Origin of the sequence: Brevibacterium picturae (assembly GCF_900105045.1) — a bacterium.
GTDB lineage: Bacteria > Actinomycetota > Actinomycetes > Actinomycetales > Brevibacteriaceae > Brevibacterium > Brevibacterium picturae.
Genome location: NZ_LT629739.1, coordinates 2,339,703 through 2,357,173 on the forward strand (window position 1 = coordinate 2,339,703; position 17,471 = coordinate 2,357,173).

17 protein-coding genes are annotated in these 17,471 nt (G+C 64.0%); 15 read left to right on the forward strand and 2 right to left on the reverse strand.

Features of this window, described 5'->3' with window-relative positions; all coding sequences use genetic code 11:
- The first annotated feature begins 222 nt into the window (after positions 1–222).
- The 7 genes from BLT92_RS10915 to BLT92_RS10945 all read left to right on the forward strand — a co-directional run bounded on the left by BLT92_RS10915 (position 223) and on the right by BLT92_RS10945 (position 7,784).
- Positions 223–474, forward strand: coding sequence for a hypothetical protein (locus BLT92_RS10915; RefSeq protein ID WP_231938768.1), 252 nt, complete (start codon positions 223–225; stop codon positions 472–474).
- Complete coding sequence (locus BLT92_RS10920; protein WP_092105591.1) at positions 471–1,292, forward strand: hypothetical protein; 822 nt, start codon at positions 471–473, stop codon at positions 1,290–1,292. The genes BLT92_RS10915 and BLT92_RS10920 overlap by 4 nt, the downstream gene beginning before the upstream one ends.
- Positions 1,289–2,806, forward strand: coding sequence for a hypothetical protein (locus BLT92_RS10925; RefSeq protein WP_092105593.1), 1,518 nt, complete (start codon positions 1,289–1,291; stop codon positions 2,804–2,806). Before BLT92_RS10920 ends, BLT92_RS10925 begins: the two co-directional genes overlap by 4 nt.
- Positions 2,807–3,178: 372 nt before the next feature.
- Positions 3,179–4,333 (forward strand): pyruvate dehydrogenase (acetyl-transferring) E1 component subunit alpha, encoded by a 1,155-nt coding sequence (gene pdhA / locus BLT92_RS10930; protein ID WP_092105595.1) that lies wholly within the window; start codon positions 3,179–3,181, stop codon positions 4,331–4,333.
- Positions 4,333–5,310 (forward strand): alpha-ketoacid dehydrogenase subunit beta, encoded by a 978-nt coding sequence (locus BLT92_RS10935; RefSeq protein ID WP_092105596.1) that lies wholly within the window; start codon positions 4,333–4,335, stop codon positions 5,308–5,310. The genes pdhA and BLT92_RS10935 overlap by 1 nt, the downstream gene beginning before the upstream one ends.
- A gap of 16 nt (positions 5,311–5,326) precedes the next feature.
- A complete protein-coding gene (locus tag BLT92_RS10940) occupies positions 5,327–6,766 on the forward strand; it encodes a dihydrolipoamide acetyltransferase family protein (RefSeq protein WP_092105598.1) in 1,440 nt (479 codons plus the stop codon).
- A gap of 25 nt (positions 6,767–6,791) precedes the next feature.
- Complete coding sequence (locus tag BLT92_RS10945; RefSeq protein ID WP_092105600.1) at positions 6,792–7,784, forward strand: NADPH:quinone reductase; 993 nt, start codon at positions 6,792–6,794, stop codon at positions 7,782–7,784.
- A gap of 309 nt (positions 7,785–8,093) precedes the next feature.
- Here the strand turns inward: BLT92_RS10945 and BLT92_RS10950 are convergent, their stop codons facing one another.
- Positions 8,094–9,044 (reverse strand): protein kinase, encoded by a 951-nt coding sequence (locus BLT92_RS10950; protein WP_092105602.1) that lies wholly within the window; start codon positions 9,042–9,044, stop codon positions 8,094–8,096.
- Between the two features lie 610 nt (positions 9,045–9,654).
- Here BLT92_RS10950 and rpmB point away from each other — a divergent pair.
- From rpmB to BLT92_RS10985, 7 genes are all read left to right on the forward strand, one after another.
- Positions 9,655–9,891, forward strand: a complete 237-nt coding sequence (rpmB, locus tag BLT92_RS10955; RefSeq protein WP_092105604.1) for a 50S ribosomal protein L28 — start codon at positions 9,655–9,657, stop codon at positions 9,889–9,891.
- The gene (rpmG, locus tag BLT92_RS10960; RefSeq protein ID WP_092105606.1) at positions 9,891–10,058 is read left to right on the forward strand and encodes a 50S ribosomal protein L33; all 168 of its coding nucleotides are present in this window, start codon (positions 9,891–9,893) and stop codon (positions 10,056–10,058) included. The genes rpmB and rpmG overlap by 1 nt, the downstream gene beginning before the upstream one ends.
- A 6-nt stretch (positions 10,059–10,064) precedes the next feature.
- On the forward strand, positions 10,065–10,370 hold the full coding sequence (rpsN, locus tag BLT92_RS10965) for a 30S ribosomal protein S14 (RefSeq protein ID WP_009882241.1): 306 nt from the start codon (positions 10,065–10,067) through the stop codon (positions 10,368–10,370).
- A gap of 69 nt (positions 10,371–10,439) precedes the next feature.
- Complete coding sequence (locus BLT92_RS10970) at positions 10,440–10,727, forward strand: HU family DNA-binding protein (RefSeq protein ID WP_092105607.1); 288 nt, start codon at positions 10,440–10,442, stop codon at positions 10,725–10,727.
- 156 nt (positions 10,728–10,883) lie between these two features.
- Entirely contained in the window at positions 10,884–12,962 is a 2,079-nt protein-coding gene (locus tag BLT92_RS10975; RefSeq protein ID WP_092105609.1) for a bifunctional copper resistance protein CopD/cytochrome c oxidase assembly protein, read from the forward strand.
- A 255-nt stretch (positions 12,963–13,217) separates the two neighbouring features.
- A complete protein-coding gene (locus BLT92_RS10980) occupies positions 13,218–14,570 on the forward strand; it encodes an MFS transporter (protein WP_092105611.1) in 1,353 nt (450 codons plus the stop codon).
- Between the two features lie 132 nt (positions 14,571–14,702).
- The gene (locus BLT92_RS10985) at positions 14,703–15,449 is read left to right on the forward strand and encodes a 3-hydroxybutyrate dehydrogenase (RefSeq protein ID WP_092105613.1); all 747 of its coding nucleotides are present in this window, start codon (positions 14,703–14,705) and stop codon (positions 15,447–15,449) included.
- A gap of 1 nt (position 15,450) precedes the next feature.
- On the opposite strand, the gene BLT92_RS10990 is transcribed toward BLT92_RS10985, so the two are convergent.
- Positions 15,451–16,326, reverse strand: coding sequence for a LysR family transcriptional regulator (locus BLT92_RS10990; RefSeq protein ID WP_092105616.1), 876 nt, complete (start codon positions 16,324–16,326; stop codon positions 15,451–15,453).
- A gap of 90 nt (positions 16,327–16,416) precedes the next feature.
- On the opposite strand from BLT92_RS10990, the gene mmsB reads away from it, so the two are divergent.
- On the forward strand, positions 16,417–17,373 hold the full coding sequence (mmsB, locus tag BLT92_RS10995) for a 3-hydroxyisobutyrate dehydrogenase (protein ID WP_269457393.1): 957 nt from the start codon (positions 16,417–16,419) through the stop codon (positions 17,371–17,373).
- Positions 17,374–17,471: the final 98 nt, after the last annotated feature.

Here is a 17,471-nt window from a genome sequence, read left to right on the forward strand (position 1 = left end):
CCGGGCACGGACGCGGAACCGACCGGCAGGCGGTCGAAACCGGAACTGCGGCGGGAGCTGGGACTCGTGGTCTCGCGGCTGTGGAGGCCGCCGTGACTATGACGTGGAGACCCTGTGGAGCGCCACGGTGTTTCCACAGGGCGATCGCGGGCGCTTTTGGTGACAGGTGCCGATTCGTACGGTGAAAACTGAACCGGACCCGGGGCGAACTTGAACAGGAGGATGACAGTGATCACCGATGAGCTGGCACTCAACCGGGACGGGTGGAGGGGGCGAGCAGACGAACTGCGCAGCCTGGCGCAGAGTTGTCGGCAGGTCGAGGCATGGGACTCCCCGGCAGGTCGGATGCTCGGCGATCGGCTCCTGACGTGTGCAGATTCGATCATCACCCTCGCGGAGAGGGCCGACAAGCTCGCCGAAGCCTACGACCTGCATCTGCAGGTCGTTTCGGTGGGAGGCCGGATCCAGATATGACCGACACCAGGAAAGCCGGGCCGGGGAGCAGCTGGTTCGCCGTCGACATCGCACGAATCATGAGGCTTCCCGAACGGCTGAGAACGCTGTGGCCACACGAACTGATGCCCCGGGCGGACGCTGTCCGGGCCGCCTCGGTGGGGGAAGGAACTGGGACTGCCTCGGTGGGGGATGCTGCTGGGACCGCCTCGGCGGGGGAGGCGGCATCGGACGACGGCCCAGGCGCCGGGAAGGGAATCACGGAAACGCTGATGCTGGGGGAGCCCTCGAGCAGGGACTCCCGGCGCGGGTTCGATGTGCTCACGGCCTGGCTGACCGGTTTCGCCGCCGAGCTCAATCTCACCCGCTCTCGGATCACCATCGTCATCAGCTCCGGGGACGAGATCGCCCACCTCGAGGTGTCCCTGTGCGAAGACATCTGTCTGGCCATCTTGGTGCTGCGCGGTGAGGGCTTGGCCGAGTTCGCAGGCTTCGAACTCCTCAGGCGCCTCCGGCCTCACGACCTCGCGCAGGTCACCGAGGAGCTGTGCGCCCTGGTCGAAAAGGACTGCGTGCTTACCGTGACCTACCTGAACGAGGCCAAAGTCGCCGGAATGGAGTTCCTGCACAGAGTGGACGGAACCTGGGCCCGACCGACACTGGAGCGCGACGGCGAGACGATCACCGTGGGATCCGAACAGAACCTCGAGAGCAATGCGGTGCGGATTCTGCTTGCGACGATCCTGACTCGGCTTCGGACAACGGAGGCGCAGCAGCCTCCGACGCCCCCGCGACCTCCGGAAGCGCAGCGATCGTCGACAACCGGGCACCGATCATGATCGCGACCCGAACCGCCGGCGGTCCGCAGCTGAAGATCGACGACCGCGCAGATGCCAGCGGTGACGAACTTCAGCGCATTGTTGCATGCATCGGTGACCTGGCCGCCGAAGGATCGCGTGCCGACTTCGATCTGGCGACACTCCTGACTCAGGTCCCGGCTCCGCTGACGGCGATCAACCTCGATGCCGCCAGGGTCGTCTACCTCCACCAGTCGGCGCGCGTGCTCACCGAGCTCGAAGCCACCGTCCTCGCCGTCAGGGCTGCGGCAATCGCCTACAGGCAGGCGGAGAAGGGCATCAGCGATACCTTCGGCGGACTCCTCGACTACTTCGGATACGTCACCGGTCGCGTCATCGCCATCACCCTGCCCGTGCTCATTCCGATCGGCATCGCGGTCGGGGTCCCGATCTACCTGGGACAGACGTTCCTCGACGCCACAGGCCTCGATGATGCCGTGGCCAAGCACTTCGGCGTCGACCTGGCCCAGTCGAAGGCCGCGGCCAAAGAAGCCTTCGTCGCCCTCGTGTTCGAGAACTCCGATGCCTCCGGGGCCATCATCGAACACGTGCTGCCGGGAATCGTCGTCGGCTTTATGGGACTGCCGCCGACTGCGCTCGCCGCCGACGGTGACCATGCGCTGTGGCCACATGACTCGTCATCGATGACGGCATGGATCCTGGGTGGCGCAAACATGTTCGGGCTGCTTCTGCCCTCCGACGTGGAGGTCTGGAAGGCCGAGGGCATCACTGAGGCCCATGACGAGCCGCCGCGTGACATCGGGGACCTCTACAAAAGGGAGGCCGACGTCCACCGCGGCGCCGACTCCGGGCAGGTGAGGATCGAGGAGATCACGGCCGCTGACGGCACCACCCGCTACATCGTCTACGTTCCCGCGACGACCGACTGGTCGCCCGAACCGGGTGAGAACACCACCGATATGACGACGAACGTGCAGGCCATGGCCGGCAACGACACAGTGATGCAGGAGATGGTCCGACAGGCCATCGCGAAGGCGAATATCGGCGCGGATGCCGAGGTCATGCTCGTCGGCTATTCGCAGGGAGGGATCACCGCCGGGTCGCTGGCCGCCGATCCGGCGTTCTTGGCCGATGTGAATGTCACCGCGCTCGTCACCGTGGGCGCCCCGATCTCAGACTTCCCGGTTGATGAGGGCATCGACGTCCTCTCGATCGAGCACGAGCAGGATCTGGTGCCCGACCTCGACGGCAACGAGAACCCGGCCAAGGACCACTGGTCGACGATCACCGTCGACTACGATCCCGATCAGCTGCGCCAGGCCCCGAACCTGAAGCACAGAACAGATGCCCAACTCGACGAGCTGTTCTCCTCCGCCGGAGCCGCACACTCCTCGGCCGCCTACACGGCCTCGATCGGGCTGATGCTCGGCGCCGGCCATGCCGGCCTCAACCGATTCACCGCGAAGAACTCGGGATTCTTCACCGGTGATCTCAAGGAAACGAGGGACTACCAGGGAAAACGCAAACGGACATGACCGTGGCCAAGAGCCAGGCAAGCATGCGGGAGAAACCCGAGCCCAACCTCGGCGAGGTGGAGCTGTGAACTGCTCGGACGTGCATTTGTCGGACGTTGGACCAACTCGGCGACCATCGACAATTCGGCATGGACGCCTTTGGCCGTGAACCACACGCGCGTTCTTCGCCTCCTAGGCTGAACCCGACCATAACAATTGGCGCTCGACGCACGCTTCCGAAGTGGCATGCAGTCGGTGGATTCGGTATCGTGGTAACACCTGTGAATCACATCACTCGAGGGCGAGATCTCACACCAGAGGCCCCGCTCGAAGGACACCGTCCACCACTGGTCACCTCCGGTGCGATTGGACCTTGAACAAAGGAGAACTGGAATGACCTCCAACATTTCAGTGGGAACCGGGGCTGCCCACAGTCAGTCAGCGGAACCTCGGATGATCCAGATGCTCACCGAAGACGGCAATCGCGTCGAATCCGGTGAATATGACGCCTTCGCGGCAGAACTCACCGATGAGGATCTGCGCGGCTTCTACCGGGACATGGTCCTGGTGCGTCGCATCGATGCTGAGGGCGCGGCCCTGCAGCGCCAAGGACAGCTCGGCCTGTGGGCGCCGATGTTCGGTCAGGAAGCAGCCCAGATCGGAATGGGACGGGCAGCCCGCCCCCAGGACTTCGTCTTCCCCACCTACCGCGAACACGGCCTCGCCTACACACGCGGCGTCGAACCCGAAACCCTCCTCGGCATGTTCCGCGGCCAGGACCACGGCGGCTGGGACCCCCAGGAACACCGGTTCCACACGTACACCATCGTCATCGGATCGCAGACCCTGCACGCCACCGGCTACGCCATGGGCGTATCCATGGACGGCGACGTCGGCACCGGTGACATCGAACGCGACACCGCGGCCATCGCCTGCTTCGGCGACGGAGCCACCTCACAGGGCGATGTCTCCGAGGCGCTGACCTTCGCCGGAGCATTCCACGCACCCGTGCTGTTCTTCTGCCAGAACAACCAGTGGGCCATCTCCGAACCCACCCACGTCCAGTCCGCGGCACCACTGTGCAAGCGCGGCGAAGGATTCGGCGTTCCCGGCCTCCGCGTCGACGGCAACGACATCATCGCGATGTACGCCGTGGCCCGGGCCAGCCTGGACTCGGTCCGCGCTGGCAACGGCCCGATGCTCATCGAAGCCTTCACCTACCGTCGCGGTGCCCACACCACGGCCGATGACCCGACGAAGTACCGCGATGCCGCCGAAGAGGAGATCTGGGAGGACCGCGATCCGCTCAAGCGGCTTCGGGCCTACCTCGACAACCACACCGATACCGGTGAGGAATTCTTCGCCGAGGTGGACGCCGAGGCCGATACCCTCGCCGCACGCATCCGCCACAACTGCATGACCATGGAAGATCCCGACCCCGTCGAGATGTTCGCCCATGTCACCTCCGAACCTCACCCACTCGTCGATGAGGAACGTGCGGAATTCCTCGCATACCAGGCCTCATTCGCCGATGCAGGTGAGGCCTGATGGAGAAACTTCCCCTGTCAAAGGCCATCACGGCCGGAATGCGCAAAGCCATGGAGGACGACCCGAAGGTCGTCCTCATCGGTGAGGACATCGGGAAACTCGGCGGCGTCTTCCGCGTCACCGAAGGCCTGCAGAAGGACTTCGGTCCGCAGCGGGTCATCGATTCCCCGCTGGCCGAATCCGGCATGGTCGGAACCTCGATCGGAATGGCCATCCGCGGCTACCGCCCGGTCATCGAGATCCAGTTCGACGCCTTCATCTTCCCCGCCTATGACCAGATCGTGACCCAGCTGGCCAAGCTCTACAACCGCACGCTGGGCAAGGAGCGCGTTCCGATCGTCATCCGCGTGCCCTACGGCGGCGGCATCGGCTCACCCGAGCACCACTCGGAGAGCCCGGAGACCGTCTTCGCCCATCACGCCGGGCTGCGCCTTGTCTCACCGTCGAACGCCCATGATGCTTACTGGATGATGCAGGAAGCGATCAAGAGCGACGACCCGGTGATGTTCTTCGAACCCAAGCGCCGTTACTGGCTGCGCGGCGACGTCGACACCTCCGAGCGGGGAAGCCTGGGAATGCACGACGCCCAGGTGGTCTCCGATGGCACCGATGTCACACTGGTGTCCTATGGCCCACTGATGCCGATAGCCAAGGACGTCGTCACGGCCGCGGCCGAGGAGGGCAAGAGCGTCGAACTCATCGACCTGCGCAGCCTCAGCCCGATCGACTTCGAGACCATCGAGAAGTCCGTGAAGAAGACCGGCCGCCTGGTGGTCACCCATGAGGCGCCGACGTTCCTGGGGCTGGGCTCCGAGATCGCGGCACGCCTGTCCGAGCGCTGCTTCTTCAACCTCGAGGCTCCTGTCATCAGAGTCGGCGGCTATCACACGCCCTACCCCGCCTCGCGGATGGAAGAGCACTACATGCCCGACCTGGATCGCATCTTCGACGGTGTCGACCGGGCACTGGCCTACTGACTCAAGGAGAGCTGATATGTCTTTCGAATTTCCTCTTCCTGACGTCGGTGAGGGTCTGACCGAGGCCGATATCGTGTCATGGAAGGTCGCCGCGGGCGACACCATCACCGTCAACCAGATCCTCGTCGAGATCGAAACGGCCAAATCCCTGGTCGAGCTCCCGAGCCCGCAGGCCGGACTCGTCGACGCTCTGCTGGTCGATGAGGGCCAGACCGTCGAGGTCGGAACTCCGATCATCCGCTTCGGCGGCGGTGATTCCGCCGGCAGCTCCGAGACCGCTGGAGCCTCGGCGCCTGAGGCAGGAGACGCGCAGGCTTCGACCGAGATCGGGGGCGACGCCGATGGCGGCGCCACACTGGTCGGTTACGGCGCCAAAGCAACCTCGTCGAAGCGCCGTCCCCGCAAGGGAGCCGGTGTTCCGGCGCCTGCCAGCTCGGGCGCGGCGCCTGTGGCACGGGAAGCTCCGGCAGCGCCTCCAGCGGCCGCCGCAGCGCCTCCAGCGTCGGCACCGGCCGACTCCGCTGATGCCGCGGCACCGGCGACCGCCTCGGCGGGCAAACCGCTGGCCAAGCCTCCCGTGCGCAAGCTCGCGAAGGACCTCGGCATCGACCTGGCCGCGGTCGTTCCAACCGGTACGCGTGGCGACGTCACCCGTGACGACGTCAAGGCCGCCGCCAGCGGCACCGGCGCGGCAGCCGCCGGCGCAGGGGCAGACGCGCGGGCCGGAACGCCGACCCCCGCGACGGGAACCGGTTCCACGGGGGAACTCGAGGAGCGGATTCCGTTCAAGGGCGTGGCGAAGATGATGGCCAAGGCCATGGTCGAATCCGCGTTCACGATGCCCCACGTCACCGAGTTCCTCGACGTCGACGTGACCGAGACGATGGCCTTCGTGCGCAAGCTCAAGTCCACGAAGTTCCTGGGCGAGGACATCAAGGTCTCGCCCCTGCTGCTCGTGGCCAGGGCTGTGGCCTGGGCCGTTGCCCGCAACCCGCGGATCAACTCGTGCCTCGAAGGCGAAGAGATCGTCGTCAAGAAGTACCTCAACCTCGGCGTCGCCGCGGCCACCCCGCGTGGCCTGATCGTGCCGAACATCAAGGGTGCACATGCGATGGGCCTGACCGACCTGGCTCAGGGCATTCAGGATCTGACTGCCCTGGCTCGTTCGGGCAAGACCCCTCCGGCCGATCAGTCGGGCGGGACGATCACCATCACGAACGTCGGCGTCTTCGGCGTCGATGCGGGCACTCCGATCATCAACCCGGGCGAAGCCGCGATCCTGGCCTTCGGCCAGATCCGGAAGAAGCCATGGGTCGTCGGTGACGAGATCGTCCCGCGTGACATCACGACCCTGTCGGTGAGTGCCGACCATCGTGTCGTCGACGGTGAGATCATCTCGAAGTTCCTCGCCGATGTCGGTCGCGGACTCGAGGATCCGACACTGCTGCTGGCCTGAATCGGCTCAGTCAGCAGGACCAGGCATGAAAGCCGCGTACGTCAAGCACCTCGGCGAGGTCGACGAGATTCTCTACGGTGACCTTCCGGAACCTGTTCCGGGACCCACCGACTACCTCGTCGAGGTGAGCGCGACCAGCCTCAATCCCGTGGACACCTTTGTGCGTTCCGGACGGTTCCCCACCACTGCCCCGCTGCCCTTCGTCCTGGGCCGGGACCTGGTGGGCACCGTCGTCAGCGCACCCGTGGGAGCGTCTCTCCGCCCTGGTGAGACCGTGTGGTGCAGCAGTCTGGGCTACGACGGGCGGCAGGGATCGTACTCCGACTTTGCCGTCGTGCCGGCCGACCGACTCTACCCGGCCCCGCCCGGAACGGATGCGACCGGCAGCCACGCGCATCGGCTCGTCGCGCTGGCCCACCCCGCCACGACAGCATGGTTGGGCTGGTTCGACCACGGTCGGCTCATCCCTTCAGACACAGTCTTCGTCGGTGGGGGCGCAGGCAACGTTGGCACTGCCGCGATTCAATTGGCCGCGAGTGCAGGGGCCCGGATCATCGCCAGCAGCCATCCGCGTGACTTCGATGCGCTCAGAGCCGCCGGCGCCGAGGTGGTCCTTGACTACCGTGACCCCGGCCTTCCAGCCGCCTGTGCGACAGCTGCCCCGGAGGGGGTCGACCTGGTCTGGGACACCTCGGGACACCATGATGGAGACTTCCTCGCCGAGGTGACCGCACCCGGTGCCCGGATCCTGATCACCGCTGCTGCCGAAGCCACCACACAGCTGCCCCTGGGACGTCTCTATACGAATGACGTGTCGCTCATCGGCTTCGTCATGTCTCGCGCGAGCTCAGAGCAGCTGGCCCGCGCAGCGAAGGGTCTTGAACGCTTCCTCGCCCCAGGGACGCCGAACTCACTGACGACGACCATCACCGAGGTGCTGGACCTGTCCGAAGCCGCGCGAGCCCACCGAATAATGGAGGCCGCCGAGGTCCGCGGTCGAATCGTCCTCACTCCATGAGTCGGAGGCTGTGAGGCGGAGGCTTACTTGTCGAGGTAGGCGCTGTTGTCGGTGGGACTTCCATCTTTGACCAGACGTTTGGCAATGCAGTTGTTGCGGTCCAGGCCCCAGGAGCGACACTGGTCAAGTGCCGGGCAGAGCGCTCCATCCTCCAAACAACGATGGAGCGCCGAGAAGCCTTGGTCCACACAGGTGTTACGGCGCTCCACCGTTGTTTCGGCGTTTGTCTGTGTCCATTTTGTCGCGGCACGGGCCCTGCTCAGCGACGCCGGGGTTGCGGTCCTACTCGTCCAGGTTGCCGTTCTAGCCCTAATTGTCGAGGTAGGCGCTGTTGTCGGTGGGACTTCCATCTCTGACCAGACGTTTGGCAATGCAGTTGTTGCGGTCCAGGCCCCAGGAGCGACACTGGTCAAGTGCCGGCTCGGGGTCGCTGTAGGGCGTGTCGATGATCGTGACCCAGTAGTTGTCGTCCTTGTAGGAATCCCAGTCGCTGCTGTGAATGAGAATTGCCCCCGGGTATTTGACGCGGTTGGTCTCGAACTCGTCGACGATGTCCTGCGCAGTCCACGTCTTGCCCTCAGCCTCAAGACCGACGTCCTTCGCGCTGACCTGTGTCACCCACTGCCCTTCGAGTTCATCGGCCTTCGCTGTGCCTTGCTTCGTGTAGGTCGACAGCGCCTCCTGAGGGCTTGTTCCCGGCTGCACCAGGCTCTCGCCCGGAGACGGTGAGGCCGACCCGCCGTCCTCGCCGCCGAAGTCGACCGGCACTGTGCCCGTCGACGGCGCCAGCCAACGGACTCCGAAGAAGGCCAGCAACCCGAGAATCATGACGATGCCGATGATGACGACGGTGATCTTGGCCCCGTTGCCCCTTCTCGGGGCCGGTGTGGGCGCGAGGGGGATCTGCCCTGACGCCGGTCCGCCGGAGCCGTCATCGGTCTGTGTCGAGGGGGAAAAGCTGTCGTTCGTCTGGCTGCGAGGGCCCGTGGGCGCGGTTTCTGGGTGCGAGTGCTGAGGCTGACCCCGGAACGGGGTTGCATTGGCGGGGGCGAAGACATTGCGCGAGCGACTTCTCGATACAGGTACGTCACCGGTGTGCTTCTCGAGATACTCGTAGTAGGTCGAGTCGTCGAAGTCTGCAGCACTCTGGTTGGACCCCTGCCCCTGTGACGGGGTCAGGCTGGCACGAACCGATTGGTCCTTCTGCCAGTCGTGACTGGTCGCTGGACGGATTCGCGGCCTCGGTGGAACGTCGCTCATCGGTCCTCCTGAGTGCCAGAAGTGGTGGCAATCATCTTCTTACCTTGGCACGTCATCGGCACGTGTTCAACACGAGCCAGGGCAGGATGCGTTGTCCGCTGGAGGATGGCCGCGAACATGCGTGCGCGATGTGTGCGAGGTGGAAGCGGTGCCCGGCCCGCGATTCCGGGCACCATGCCCTCTTCGCCCCTCAGCTCCGATACCGTAAGCGGGCCATCGCGACGGGGATTCAGTGAATTTGCTCTGAAGGCAAGTTTCTCTCTAAGATTGTTATCTGTTGTGTCCTCGCAGTTCGATCACCGATTGATCTGCAAGGCCAACATGGTGCTCACCCACCGCTGCACTCCAGCTTCGGCCCATCTCTCACAGGCTACGGCTTCAGCGCTGGTGAGACATCTCGCCCGAACGGGCAAACCTGTTTTGGCGTACACAATTTTCATTGCGAACGCCGCGTACCGGGCGACAGTCTGGTCAGCGGTCGGGCAACTGTCCGGCCGAGCAGCAATCGCGAAAATTTGTTGATGTCTTCCGACATCGGCGCAAGCGGGCGTGGATCCCACGCTGACCTGCTTGTTTCGAGAGTCGGTAACTTGTGAACTGGAGGAGAGTCATGGCAGCAACCTGCCAAGTAACCGGGGCAGTCCCCGGTTTCGGACACAACGTGTCCCACTCGAACCGACGCACCAAGCGTCGTTTCAACCCGAATATTCAGAAAAAGCGCTACTTCGTTCCGTCTCTGCGTCGCAGTGTCACCCTGACCCTGTCCGCCAAGGGCATCAAGGTCATTGATGCGCGCGGTATCGACGCCGTCGTCGGCGAACTCATCGCCAAGGGAGTGAAGCTCTGATGGCTAAAGTACAGGACATTCGTCCCATCATTAAGCTCAAGTCGACCGCCGGCTCCGGGTACACCTACGTGACCCGCAAGAACCGCCGCAACAACCCGGATCGCATTGTGCTCAAGAAGTACGATCCAGTTGTCCGCAAGCACGTCGATTTCCGAGAGGAGCGCTGAGCGCATATGGCTAAGAAGTCAAAGATCGCACGCGACAAGCAGCGTCGCGTCATTGTAGAGCGCTACGCGGAGCGTCGTGCGACGCTCAAGCGCCAGCTGACACATCCCGACAGCACCGACGAGCAGCGTGAAGAAGCACGCCTCGGCCTGCAGAAGCTTCCTCGCGATGCCTCACCAGTGCGTGTGCGCAACCGTGACCAGGTTGACGGCCGTCCGCGCGGCTACCTCCGCAAGTTCGGTCTCTCCCGAGTTCGCTTCCGCGAAATGGCGCACAACGGCGAGTTGCCCGGCATCACGAAGTCAAGCTGGTAATCTCGAGGAAGTTCGTTATCGGAAAAACGGACCGGTAACCGACCGACTTGTCCTAAGGAGGACACTTTTATGGCTAAGAACCGCAGTGAGCTCGTAGCAGAAGTTGCAGAGAATTCCGGACTGACCCAGAAGCAGGTCTCGGACGTTCTTGACGGCGTCTTCGACGTCTTCTCCGACGTTGTCGGCAAGGGCGAAAAGCTCACCATCCCCGGATGGCTGTCTGTTGAGCGCACCGAACGTGCCGCTCGCAAGGGACGTAACCCGCAGACCGGTGAAGAGATCCAGATCAAGGCCGGCTACTCCGTGAAGCTGTCCGCTGGTTCGAAGCTGAAAGGTGCCGCTGGCAGCCCTAACTGAGCCTCGCGCATCAGCGTGGAATGACCCGGACCATGTGGTCCGGGTCATTTCGTGTCTCTGCGCCGAGATCTCAGCCACGTCCGAGGCTCGCAGTTAGCTCTGTTTCAGACTCCGACGATATCCTTGAGCCATGAATGAAGCGGCGGTCTGCCACCAGTGAACACTCAAATCTTCGAATCTCTCACCCGATTCACCTCGCGTGCCGCAGTGCCCATCGTCGTCATCGGCGGACTCGCAGTGGGCACGGCCGCGATGCTGTTCACCGGCGCGGCCGAGGCAACACTGCTGAACGACCCCGGACCCTACGTCCGGTTCGGCCTCCCAGCCGCCAAATTCGTCTTCAACCTCTCGATGGCGATGACACTGGGCGCTCTGATGTTCGCCCTCCTCATCCTGCCGCGCACTCAGGGGCGGGGCAGGAAGACGAAGGCGACCACGGCGGCCGCGACGTCCGGCACCTCGGACGAGGCGCCTCTCAACGCGCTCTGGGAGAAGACCCTGAAGATCGCCGAGGTGGCATCGGTCGCCTGGACGATCTCCGCCGTGGCCGTCCTCGTCCTCACCTTCGTCGACACCGTCGGTGCCCAGGCCTACCTCGACTTCTCCAATCAGCTCGGCGTGTTCCTGACCCAGATTGCCTTCGGCCAGCTCTGGACCCTCATCGTCGTCCTCATCGCCGTCGCCTCCACCCTGTGCTTCGGCACCCGCAGCTACCTCGGCATCGCCGTGGCAGGAGTTCTCGGCGTCGGCGTGATGATCCCCCTGGCGCTGATGGGCCACTCCGCCGAAGCCTCCGGGCACACTCAGGCCGTCAACAGCATCGGTCTGCACCTCTTGGGCGTCACCATCTGGCTGGGCGGCCTCTTCGTCATCGCACTCCTCGGATCCGACCTTGCCCGCTCCAACCAGCTGCGCACCACGATCGAACGCTATTCGTCCTTCGCCCTCATCGCCTTCGCGATCGTCGCCTACTCCGGTGTGGTGAACTCGCTGCTGCGCGTCCACGACCTCGATGACCTCATGAGCCCCTACGGGCAGGTGATCGTGGCGAAGACATTCGCGGTGATTCTGCTCGGCCTCGTCGGGTTCTGGCATCGCCAGTTCGTCATCCGACGTCTGGGAGCAGTCGCCTCGGCGACACGGGAGTTCTGGCGGCTCATCGTCGTCGAATTCACCATCTTCGGGGCCACGATGGGTCTGGCTGTGGCCCTGTCGCGCTCCCAGCCCCCGGTCTCACAGGAGCCCGTGGGCAACCCGAGCCCGGCAGAGATCCTGACCGGCGAGCCGCTTCCGCCCCCGCCCACATTTGCGCGGTACTTCACCGAATGGTCACTCGACCCACTGTGGGTCGTTGTCGCAGTCGGCCTGTCCGCGGCCTACATCCTCGGATTCATCAACCTCCGCCGCCGAGGCGATACATGGCCGATCCATCGCCTGATCTGCTGGCTGCTGGGCATGATCTTCCTGGTCTACGTCACCTCCGGCGGTGCCCGGGTCTACGGCGAGATCCAGTTCTCGGCGCACATGATCCAACACATGCTGCTGATCATGGTGGTGCCTCTGCCGATGGTTCTCGGCGCGCCCATCACGATGCTCATGCGCGGAACGAAGGCCCGCACGGACGGCTCGCGCGGTGTCCGCGAATGGGTGCTGTGGCTCGTCCACACCCCGTACATGCGCTTCTTCGCGAACCCGGTCTTCGCCAGCGTGAACTTCGCCGGTTCCCTGGTCATCTTCTACTACTCGGGCGTGATGAAGTATGCGCTCGAATGGCACCTCGGCCACGAGCTGATGATCATCCATTTCCTCGGCGCCGGGTATCTGTTCGCACAGGCCCTCATCGGCATCGACCCCGGAGTGAAGCGTCCCGCGTATCCGCTGCGGCTGCTCATGCTGCTCATCACGATGGCCTTCCACGCGTTCTTCGGCATCTCGATCATGAGCTCCGAAGTCCTCATCGAAGGCGACTGGTTCGGCAACATCGGCGCCGACTGGGGATATTCGGCGATCGAGGACCAGCAGTTGGGCGGCGGCATCGCATGGGGCGTCGGGGAATTCCCCACCCTGTTCATCGCGATCATGGTGGCATTCCAATGGTCGAAGTCATCGGACCGGGAGGCCAAGCGCGTCGACCGCCGCGAGGCTCGCACCGACGATGCTGAGCTTCGGGCCTACAACGACATGCTCGCCACAATGGCCCAGCGTGATTCGAAGGCCGACCATAGAAGCAGATGACTGCACACCTCGTGTGCACGAATGTGCAGAAGTAATTCCCGCATTCGAGCCTCTTCTGCGCCCATTCCTTCACGTTATGCCCCAGACTGTTGCAAGGATCATATTCATCCGCAGCGTCGCACCAGCCGTGCCGATGGCGTGGACCTGAGGCCGCATAGCAGCGGCTGCAGGCTCGTCGCCCACCGGACTGGGACGCCACAGCAAGTCGATCCGCGCATTCAACGGTGATGCGGATCGTGGAAATCAAGGAGAGTCATGAGTTCTTCGAACAATGCCGAGAAGAAGACGATCCGCGCACAGCTGCGCAAGGTCGTCGCCGCTTCGATGGCCGGAACCGTCGTCGAGTGGTACGAGTTCTTCCTCTACGGAACCGCGGCCACACTGGTCTTTCACATTCTGTTCCCGCCGACAGACGACCCGCTGAACGCGATCCTGGCAGGCTTCGCGACCTACGCGGTCGGGTTCATCGCACGTCCCTTCGGTGGCATCATATTCGGTCACTTCGGTGACAAGTACGGGCGCAAGAAGCTGCTGCAGCTGTCCATCATCCTCGTCGGCGCGGCCACATTCCTCATGGGATGTCTGCCGACCTTCGACCAGATCGGGTACTTCGCGCCGGTCCTGCTCGTGCTGCTGCGCCTGATTCAGGGATTCGCCGTCGGCGGCGAATGGGGCGGCGCCGTCCTCTTGGTCGCCGAGCACTCCCCGAACAAGGAACGCGGCTTCTGGGCGTCCTTCCCGCAGTCCGGTGTGCCGCTGGGCAACCTGCTGGCAACCGGCGTGCTGCTCGTGCTCACGGCAACACTGACCGAAGAGCACTTCATAACTTGGGGTTGGCGAGTCGCGTTCTGGCTTTCGGCCGTCATCGTGCTCATCGGGTATTACATCCGCACCCGCGTCTCCGACGCTCCGATCTTCGACGAAGTCCAGTCCGAAGAGATCGATGAAGGCGTCGACTACGGCATCAAGGCGGTCTTCAAGCGCTACCCGCGTGAGGTCTTCGCCGCGATGGGGCTCCGGTTCGTGGAGAACATCCACTACTATCTCGTGGTCACGTTCTCGATCACGTATCTGGCAATCGTCGTTGACATCGAGCAAGCCGAGATTCTCGGCGCTCTGCTTGCCGCGCACGCGATCCACGCGATCATCGTGCCGTTGGTCGGGGCGGCAACGGACAAGGTCGGGCGCAAGCTGCCCTACGGCATCGGAATCGTGCTCACCGCCTCGTGGGGCTTCTTCGCATTCCCAATGTACGACACCGGCAACTTCTTCGTCATCTTCCTCGCCGTGCTCATCGGGCTGATCTTCCACGCTCTGATGTACGCCGGTCAGCCGGCCATCATGGCGGAGATGTTCCCGACACGCATGCGCAACTCCGGTGTTTCGACCGGCTATCAGGTCACGGCGATCGTGGCGGGCTCGTTCGCACCGATCATCGCCACTGCTCTGCTGCAGCAGTTCGATTCCTCGGTGCCGATCGCGTTCTACCTCCTCATCGCAGCTGCGATTTCGATGGTCGCGCTCCTGTTCACGCGGGAGACCAAGGGCATCGACCTGCGTTCGCTCGACCAGGCGGACAAGGATCGTCGCCACGCGGCGAAACGCTGATCCGGTCAGCAACAACGCTCATCCGGCCACCAGTACCGCTGATCAGTTGAGCAATGCACGGATTCGGGCGGTGTCGACGGTCGTCGGCACCGCCCGCATTCACCATGGAGAACAAACGTCGAAGGGACAGCAATGGTCGATCTCAGCAGCAAACGGGCCCTCGTCACAGGCGGAGCCTCCGGCCTGGGCAAGGCGATGAGCGAGGCACTGGCCGCAGCAGGAGCCCACGTCATCGTCGCCGACGTCAACGCGGAATCCGCGGAAGCAGTCGCCGGCGACATCGGGGGCCAGGCCTGGACGGTCAACCTCGCGGACACCTCGGCGCTGAATGGAGTCGACCTTGACGTCGACATCCTCATCAACAACGCCGGCATCCAGCGGATCCACCCGATCACGGAGTTTCCGCTCGAGGAATGGCGACTCATCAACACCCTCATGCTCGAAGCACCGTTCGTGCTCACGAAGGCCGCGCTGCCGGGGATGTACAAGAGGGGATGGGGGCGAGTCGTCAACCTCTCCTCGATCCACGGTCTGCGAGCCTCGGCAAACAAATCAGCCTATGTGGCGGCCAAGCACGGGCTCATGGGATTGACGAAGACGACCGCACTGGAAGCCGGCCCACACGGTGTGACCTGCAACGCGATCAATCCAGGCTACGTGATGACGCCGATGGTCAAGGGCCAGATCGCCGATCAGGCGAAGACGAACGGCATCACCGAGGACGAGGTCCTCGAACAGGTCTTCCTTGGTCATTCTGCGGTGCCGAAGCTCGCCGAGCCCGATGACATCGCCGCATTGGCGCTGTTCCTGGTCAGTGACGCGGCCGCGGGGATCAACGGCAGTGCACACAGCGTTGATGGAGGTTGGTCCGCGGCGTGACTCAGAGGACTTCGAGGACGCTGCGGACCCCTGCGTTGCGCAGGGATTCGTGGCGGACCGAGGCCCAGTAGGAGACCGGCTTCGAGAACTCTTCGGGCAGCACCTGCACGAGGCGACTGTTGCCCACGGCGAGGAAGTCGGGCAGGATCCCGATCCCGACGCCGTTCGAGGTGGCGAGCACATGGGCATGGACAGAGGTGGAGCGGAAGAATCCCTTGCCTCGTGGCAGCGCGTTGCCCGCCTCGTCGAGGTCGTCGACCTGAAGCGAGTTCTCGATGTAGTAGACGAGTCGGTGTTCGGCGAGGTCATCGAGCGTCATCGGCATGGTGTGGCTGCGCAGGTACTCCCGGGAGGCGTAGAGCTGGAGCCGGTAGTCGCGGATGTGCTTGCCGACGCTGCGCGGCGCATCAGGCTTGCCGACGACGACCTCGATATCGACGCCCGAGCGATACTGCCGGGCCCGTTGGGTGGCAGTGATGAGTTCGAACTGCAGACCCGGGTGGCTGCGCTGCAGCTGGGCCAGGGCCGGCACGGCGAATTCGAGTGCGAAGGCCTGCGGGCAGGCCAGTCGGATCGTCCCGGACAGGGCAGAGCCGGGGTGGGCGTCGATGCGTCCCAGAGCAGACTCGATGTCCTCGGCCACAGGAAGCAGGTGACGCCCGGCGGCACTGAGTTCCCAGCCGTCCGGTGAGGCCACGAGCATTCGCTCGCCGTAGGCCTTCTCCAGCGCGGCGATACGTCGCGACACCGTCGTGTGGTTGAGGCCCAGGCTGTGTGCGGCGGCCGTGAACTTTCCCAACCGGGCCACGGCGAGCAGCGTCAGCAGATCTTCGGGAGAGATCTGCGAGCCGGGCCCGCCAGGTGCATATGAAGCCATAGTGGTTCCATCCTATCTGCGTGCGCGCACATATCCGGTGCGGAATATGTGATTCTGCACGACCGGTGTTGCCTCAGTGACTGGCGTAATGTGAGGGGAAACACTGCAACTGCTGAAGAATATGATGCGAGGAGGCATAGTATGTCGACGATTGGATGGATCGGCCTGGGGAACATGGGCCGCCCGATGACCGCGAACCTGGTCAAGGCCGGACACACCGTGAACGGTTTCGATCTCGTGGAGATCGCCGTTCAAGAGGCGGCCAAGCACGGGGTGAATCCGGTGAAGTCCGCCGCCGAGGCGGTCGCCGGTGCCGATATCGTGTTCACGATGCTGCCCAAGGGAGAGCACGCCCGCGCGGTCTACCTGGAGCCCGACGGTGTCCTGGCCAATGCCGACACGAAGACCCTCCTCGTCGACTCCTCGACGATCGACTTCGATTCCGCTCGCGCCCTGCACGCCGAGGCGGCCAAGGCCGGGTTCCGCTTCGTCGACGGTCCCGTCTCCGGAGGAGTCACCGGTGCAGAAGCCGGGACGCTGACCTTCATGCTCGGCGGAACCGATGAGGATGTCGCCGAGGCGAAGACCTTCATCGAGCCGATGGCCGGCAACATGTTCCATGCCGGCGGCGAGGCTGCCGGTCAGGCCGCCAAGATCGTTAACAACATGATGCTCTCGATCAGTCTGCAGGGTGTTGTCGAAGGCGCCGTGCTCGCTGATCGCTTCGGACTCGATCCGAAGGTCTTCTACGACATCGCGACCGTTTCCTCCGGTGACTCCTGGCCCCTGCGCACCTGGTACCCCGTGCCCGGTGTGACGGAGACTGCGGCTTCGAACAACTCGTTCAAGCCCGGGTTCGCCACGGCCCTCATGCACAAAGACGTGGGGTTGGCCCTCGCAGGCGCCGATACGCAGGGCCTCGACCTGCCGGCCGCGCAGCTCGTCCACGCTCAGCTGCAGAAGCTCGTCGATGCCGGCCTCGAAGGTCTCGACACCTCGGCGCTGATCAAGAACATCGATGCGAGGGCCGAAGGACTGCCGGAGTAGGGCTGCCGGGCGGATTCGCCAACGGTCGGTAAGGGGTGGTCGATTCACGAATGGGTTTCGACCACCACTTACCGACCGTTCGCCGTTCCGTGCCCGTG

Bases quoted from the DNA above. Each gene is read 5' to 3' on its own strand.
- BLT92_RS10980 (WP_092105611.1), top strand. From the start codon at position 13,218: ATGAGTTCTTCGAACAATGCCGAGAAGAAGACGATCCGCGCACAGCTG.
- BLT92_RS10950 (WP_092105602.1), bottom strand. From the start codon at position 9,044: ATGAGCGACGTTCCACCGAGGCCGCGAATCCGTCCAGCGACCAGTCAC.
- BLT92_RS10935 (WP_092105596.1), top strand. From the start codon at position 4,333: ATGGAGAAACTTCCCCTGTCAAAGGCCATCACGGCCGGAATGCGCAAA.
- BLT92_RS10945 (WP_092105600.1), top strand. From the start codon at position 6,792: ATGAAAGCCGCGTACGTCAAGCACCTCGGCGAGGTCGACGAGATTCTC.
- rpmB (WP_092105604.1), top strand. From the start codon at position 9,655: ATGGCAGCAACCTGCCAAGTAACCGGGGCAGTCCCCGGTTTCGGACAC.
- BLT92_RS10985 (WP_092105613.1), top strand. From the start codon at position 14,703: ATGGTCGATCTCAGCAGCAAACGGGCCCTCGTCACAGGCGGAGCCTCC.
- BLT92_RS10915 (WP_231938768.1), top strand. From the start codon at position 223: ATGACAGTGATCACCGATGAGCTGGCACTCAACCGGGACGGGTGGAGG.
- rpsN (WP_009882241.1), top strand. From the start codon at position 10,065: ATGGCTAAGAAGTCAAAGATCGCACGCGACAAGCAGCGTCGCGTCATT.
- pdhA (WP_092105595.1), top strand. From the start codon at position 3,179: ATGACCTCCAACATTTCAGTGGGAACCGGGGCTGCCCACAGTCAGTCA.
- BLT92_RS10925 (WP_092105593.1), top strand. From the start codon at position 1,289: ATGATCGCGACCCGAACCGCCGGCGGTCCGCAGCTGAAGATCGACGAC.
- rpmG (WP_092105606.1), top strand. From the start codon at position 9,891: ATGGCTAAAGTACAGGACATTCGTCCCATCATTAAGCTCAAGTCGACC.
- BLT92_RS10970 (WP_092105607.1), top strand. From the start codon at position 10,440: ATGGCTAAGAACCGCAGTGAGCTCGTAGCAGAAGTTGCAGAGAATTCC.
- BLT92_RS10990 (WP_092105616.1), bottom strand. From the start codon at position 16,326: ATGGCTTCATATGCACCTGGCGGGCCCGGCTCGCAGATCTCTCCCGAA.
- BLT92_RS10940 (WP_092105598.1), top strand. From the start codon at position 5,327: ATGTCTTTCGAATTTCCTCTTCCTGACGTCGGTGAGGGTCTGACCGAG.
- BLT92_RS10920 (WP_092105591.1), top strand. From the start codon at position 471: ATGACCGACACCAGGAAAGCCGGGCCGGGGAGCAGCTGGTTCGCCGTC.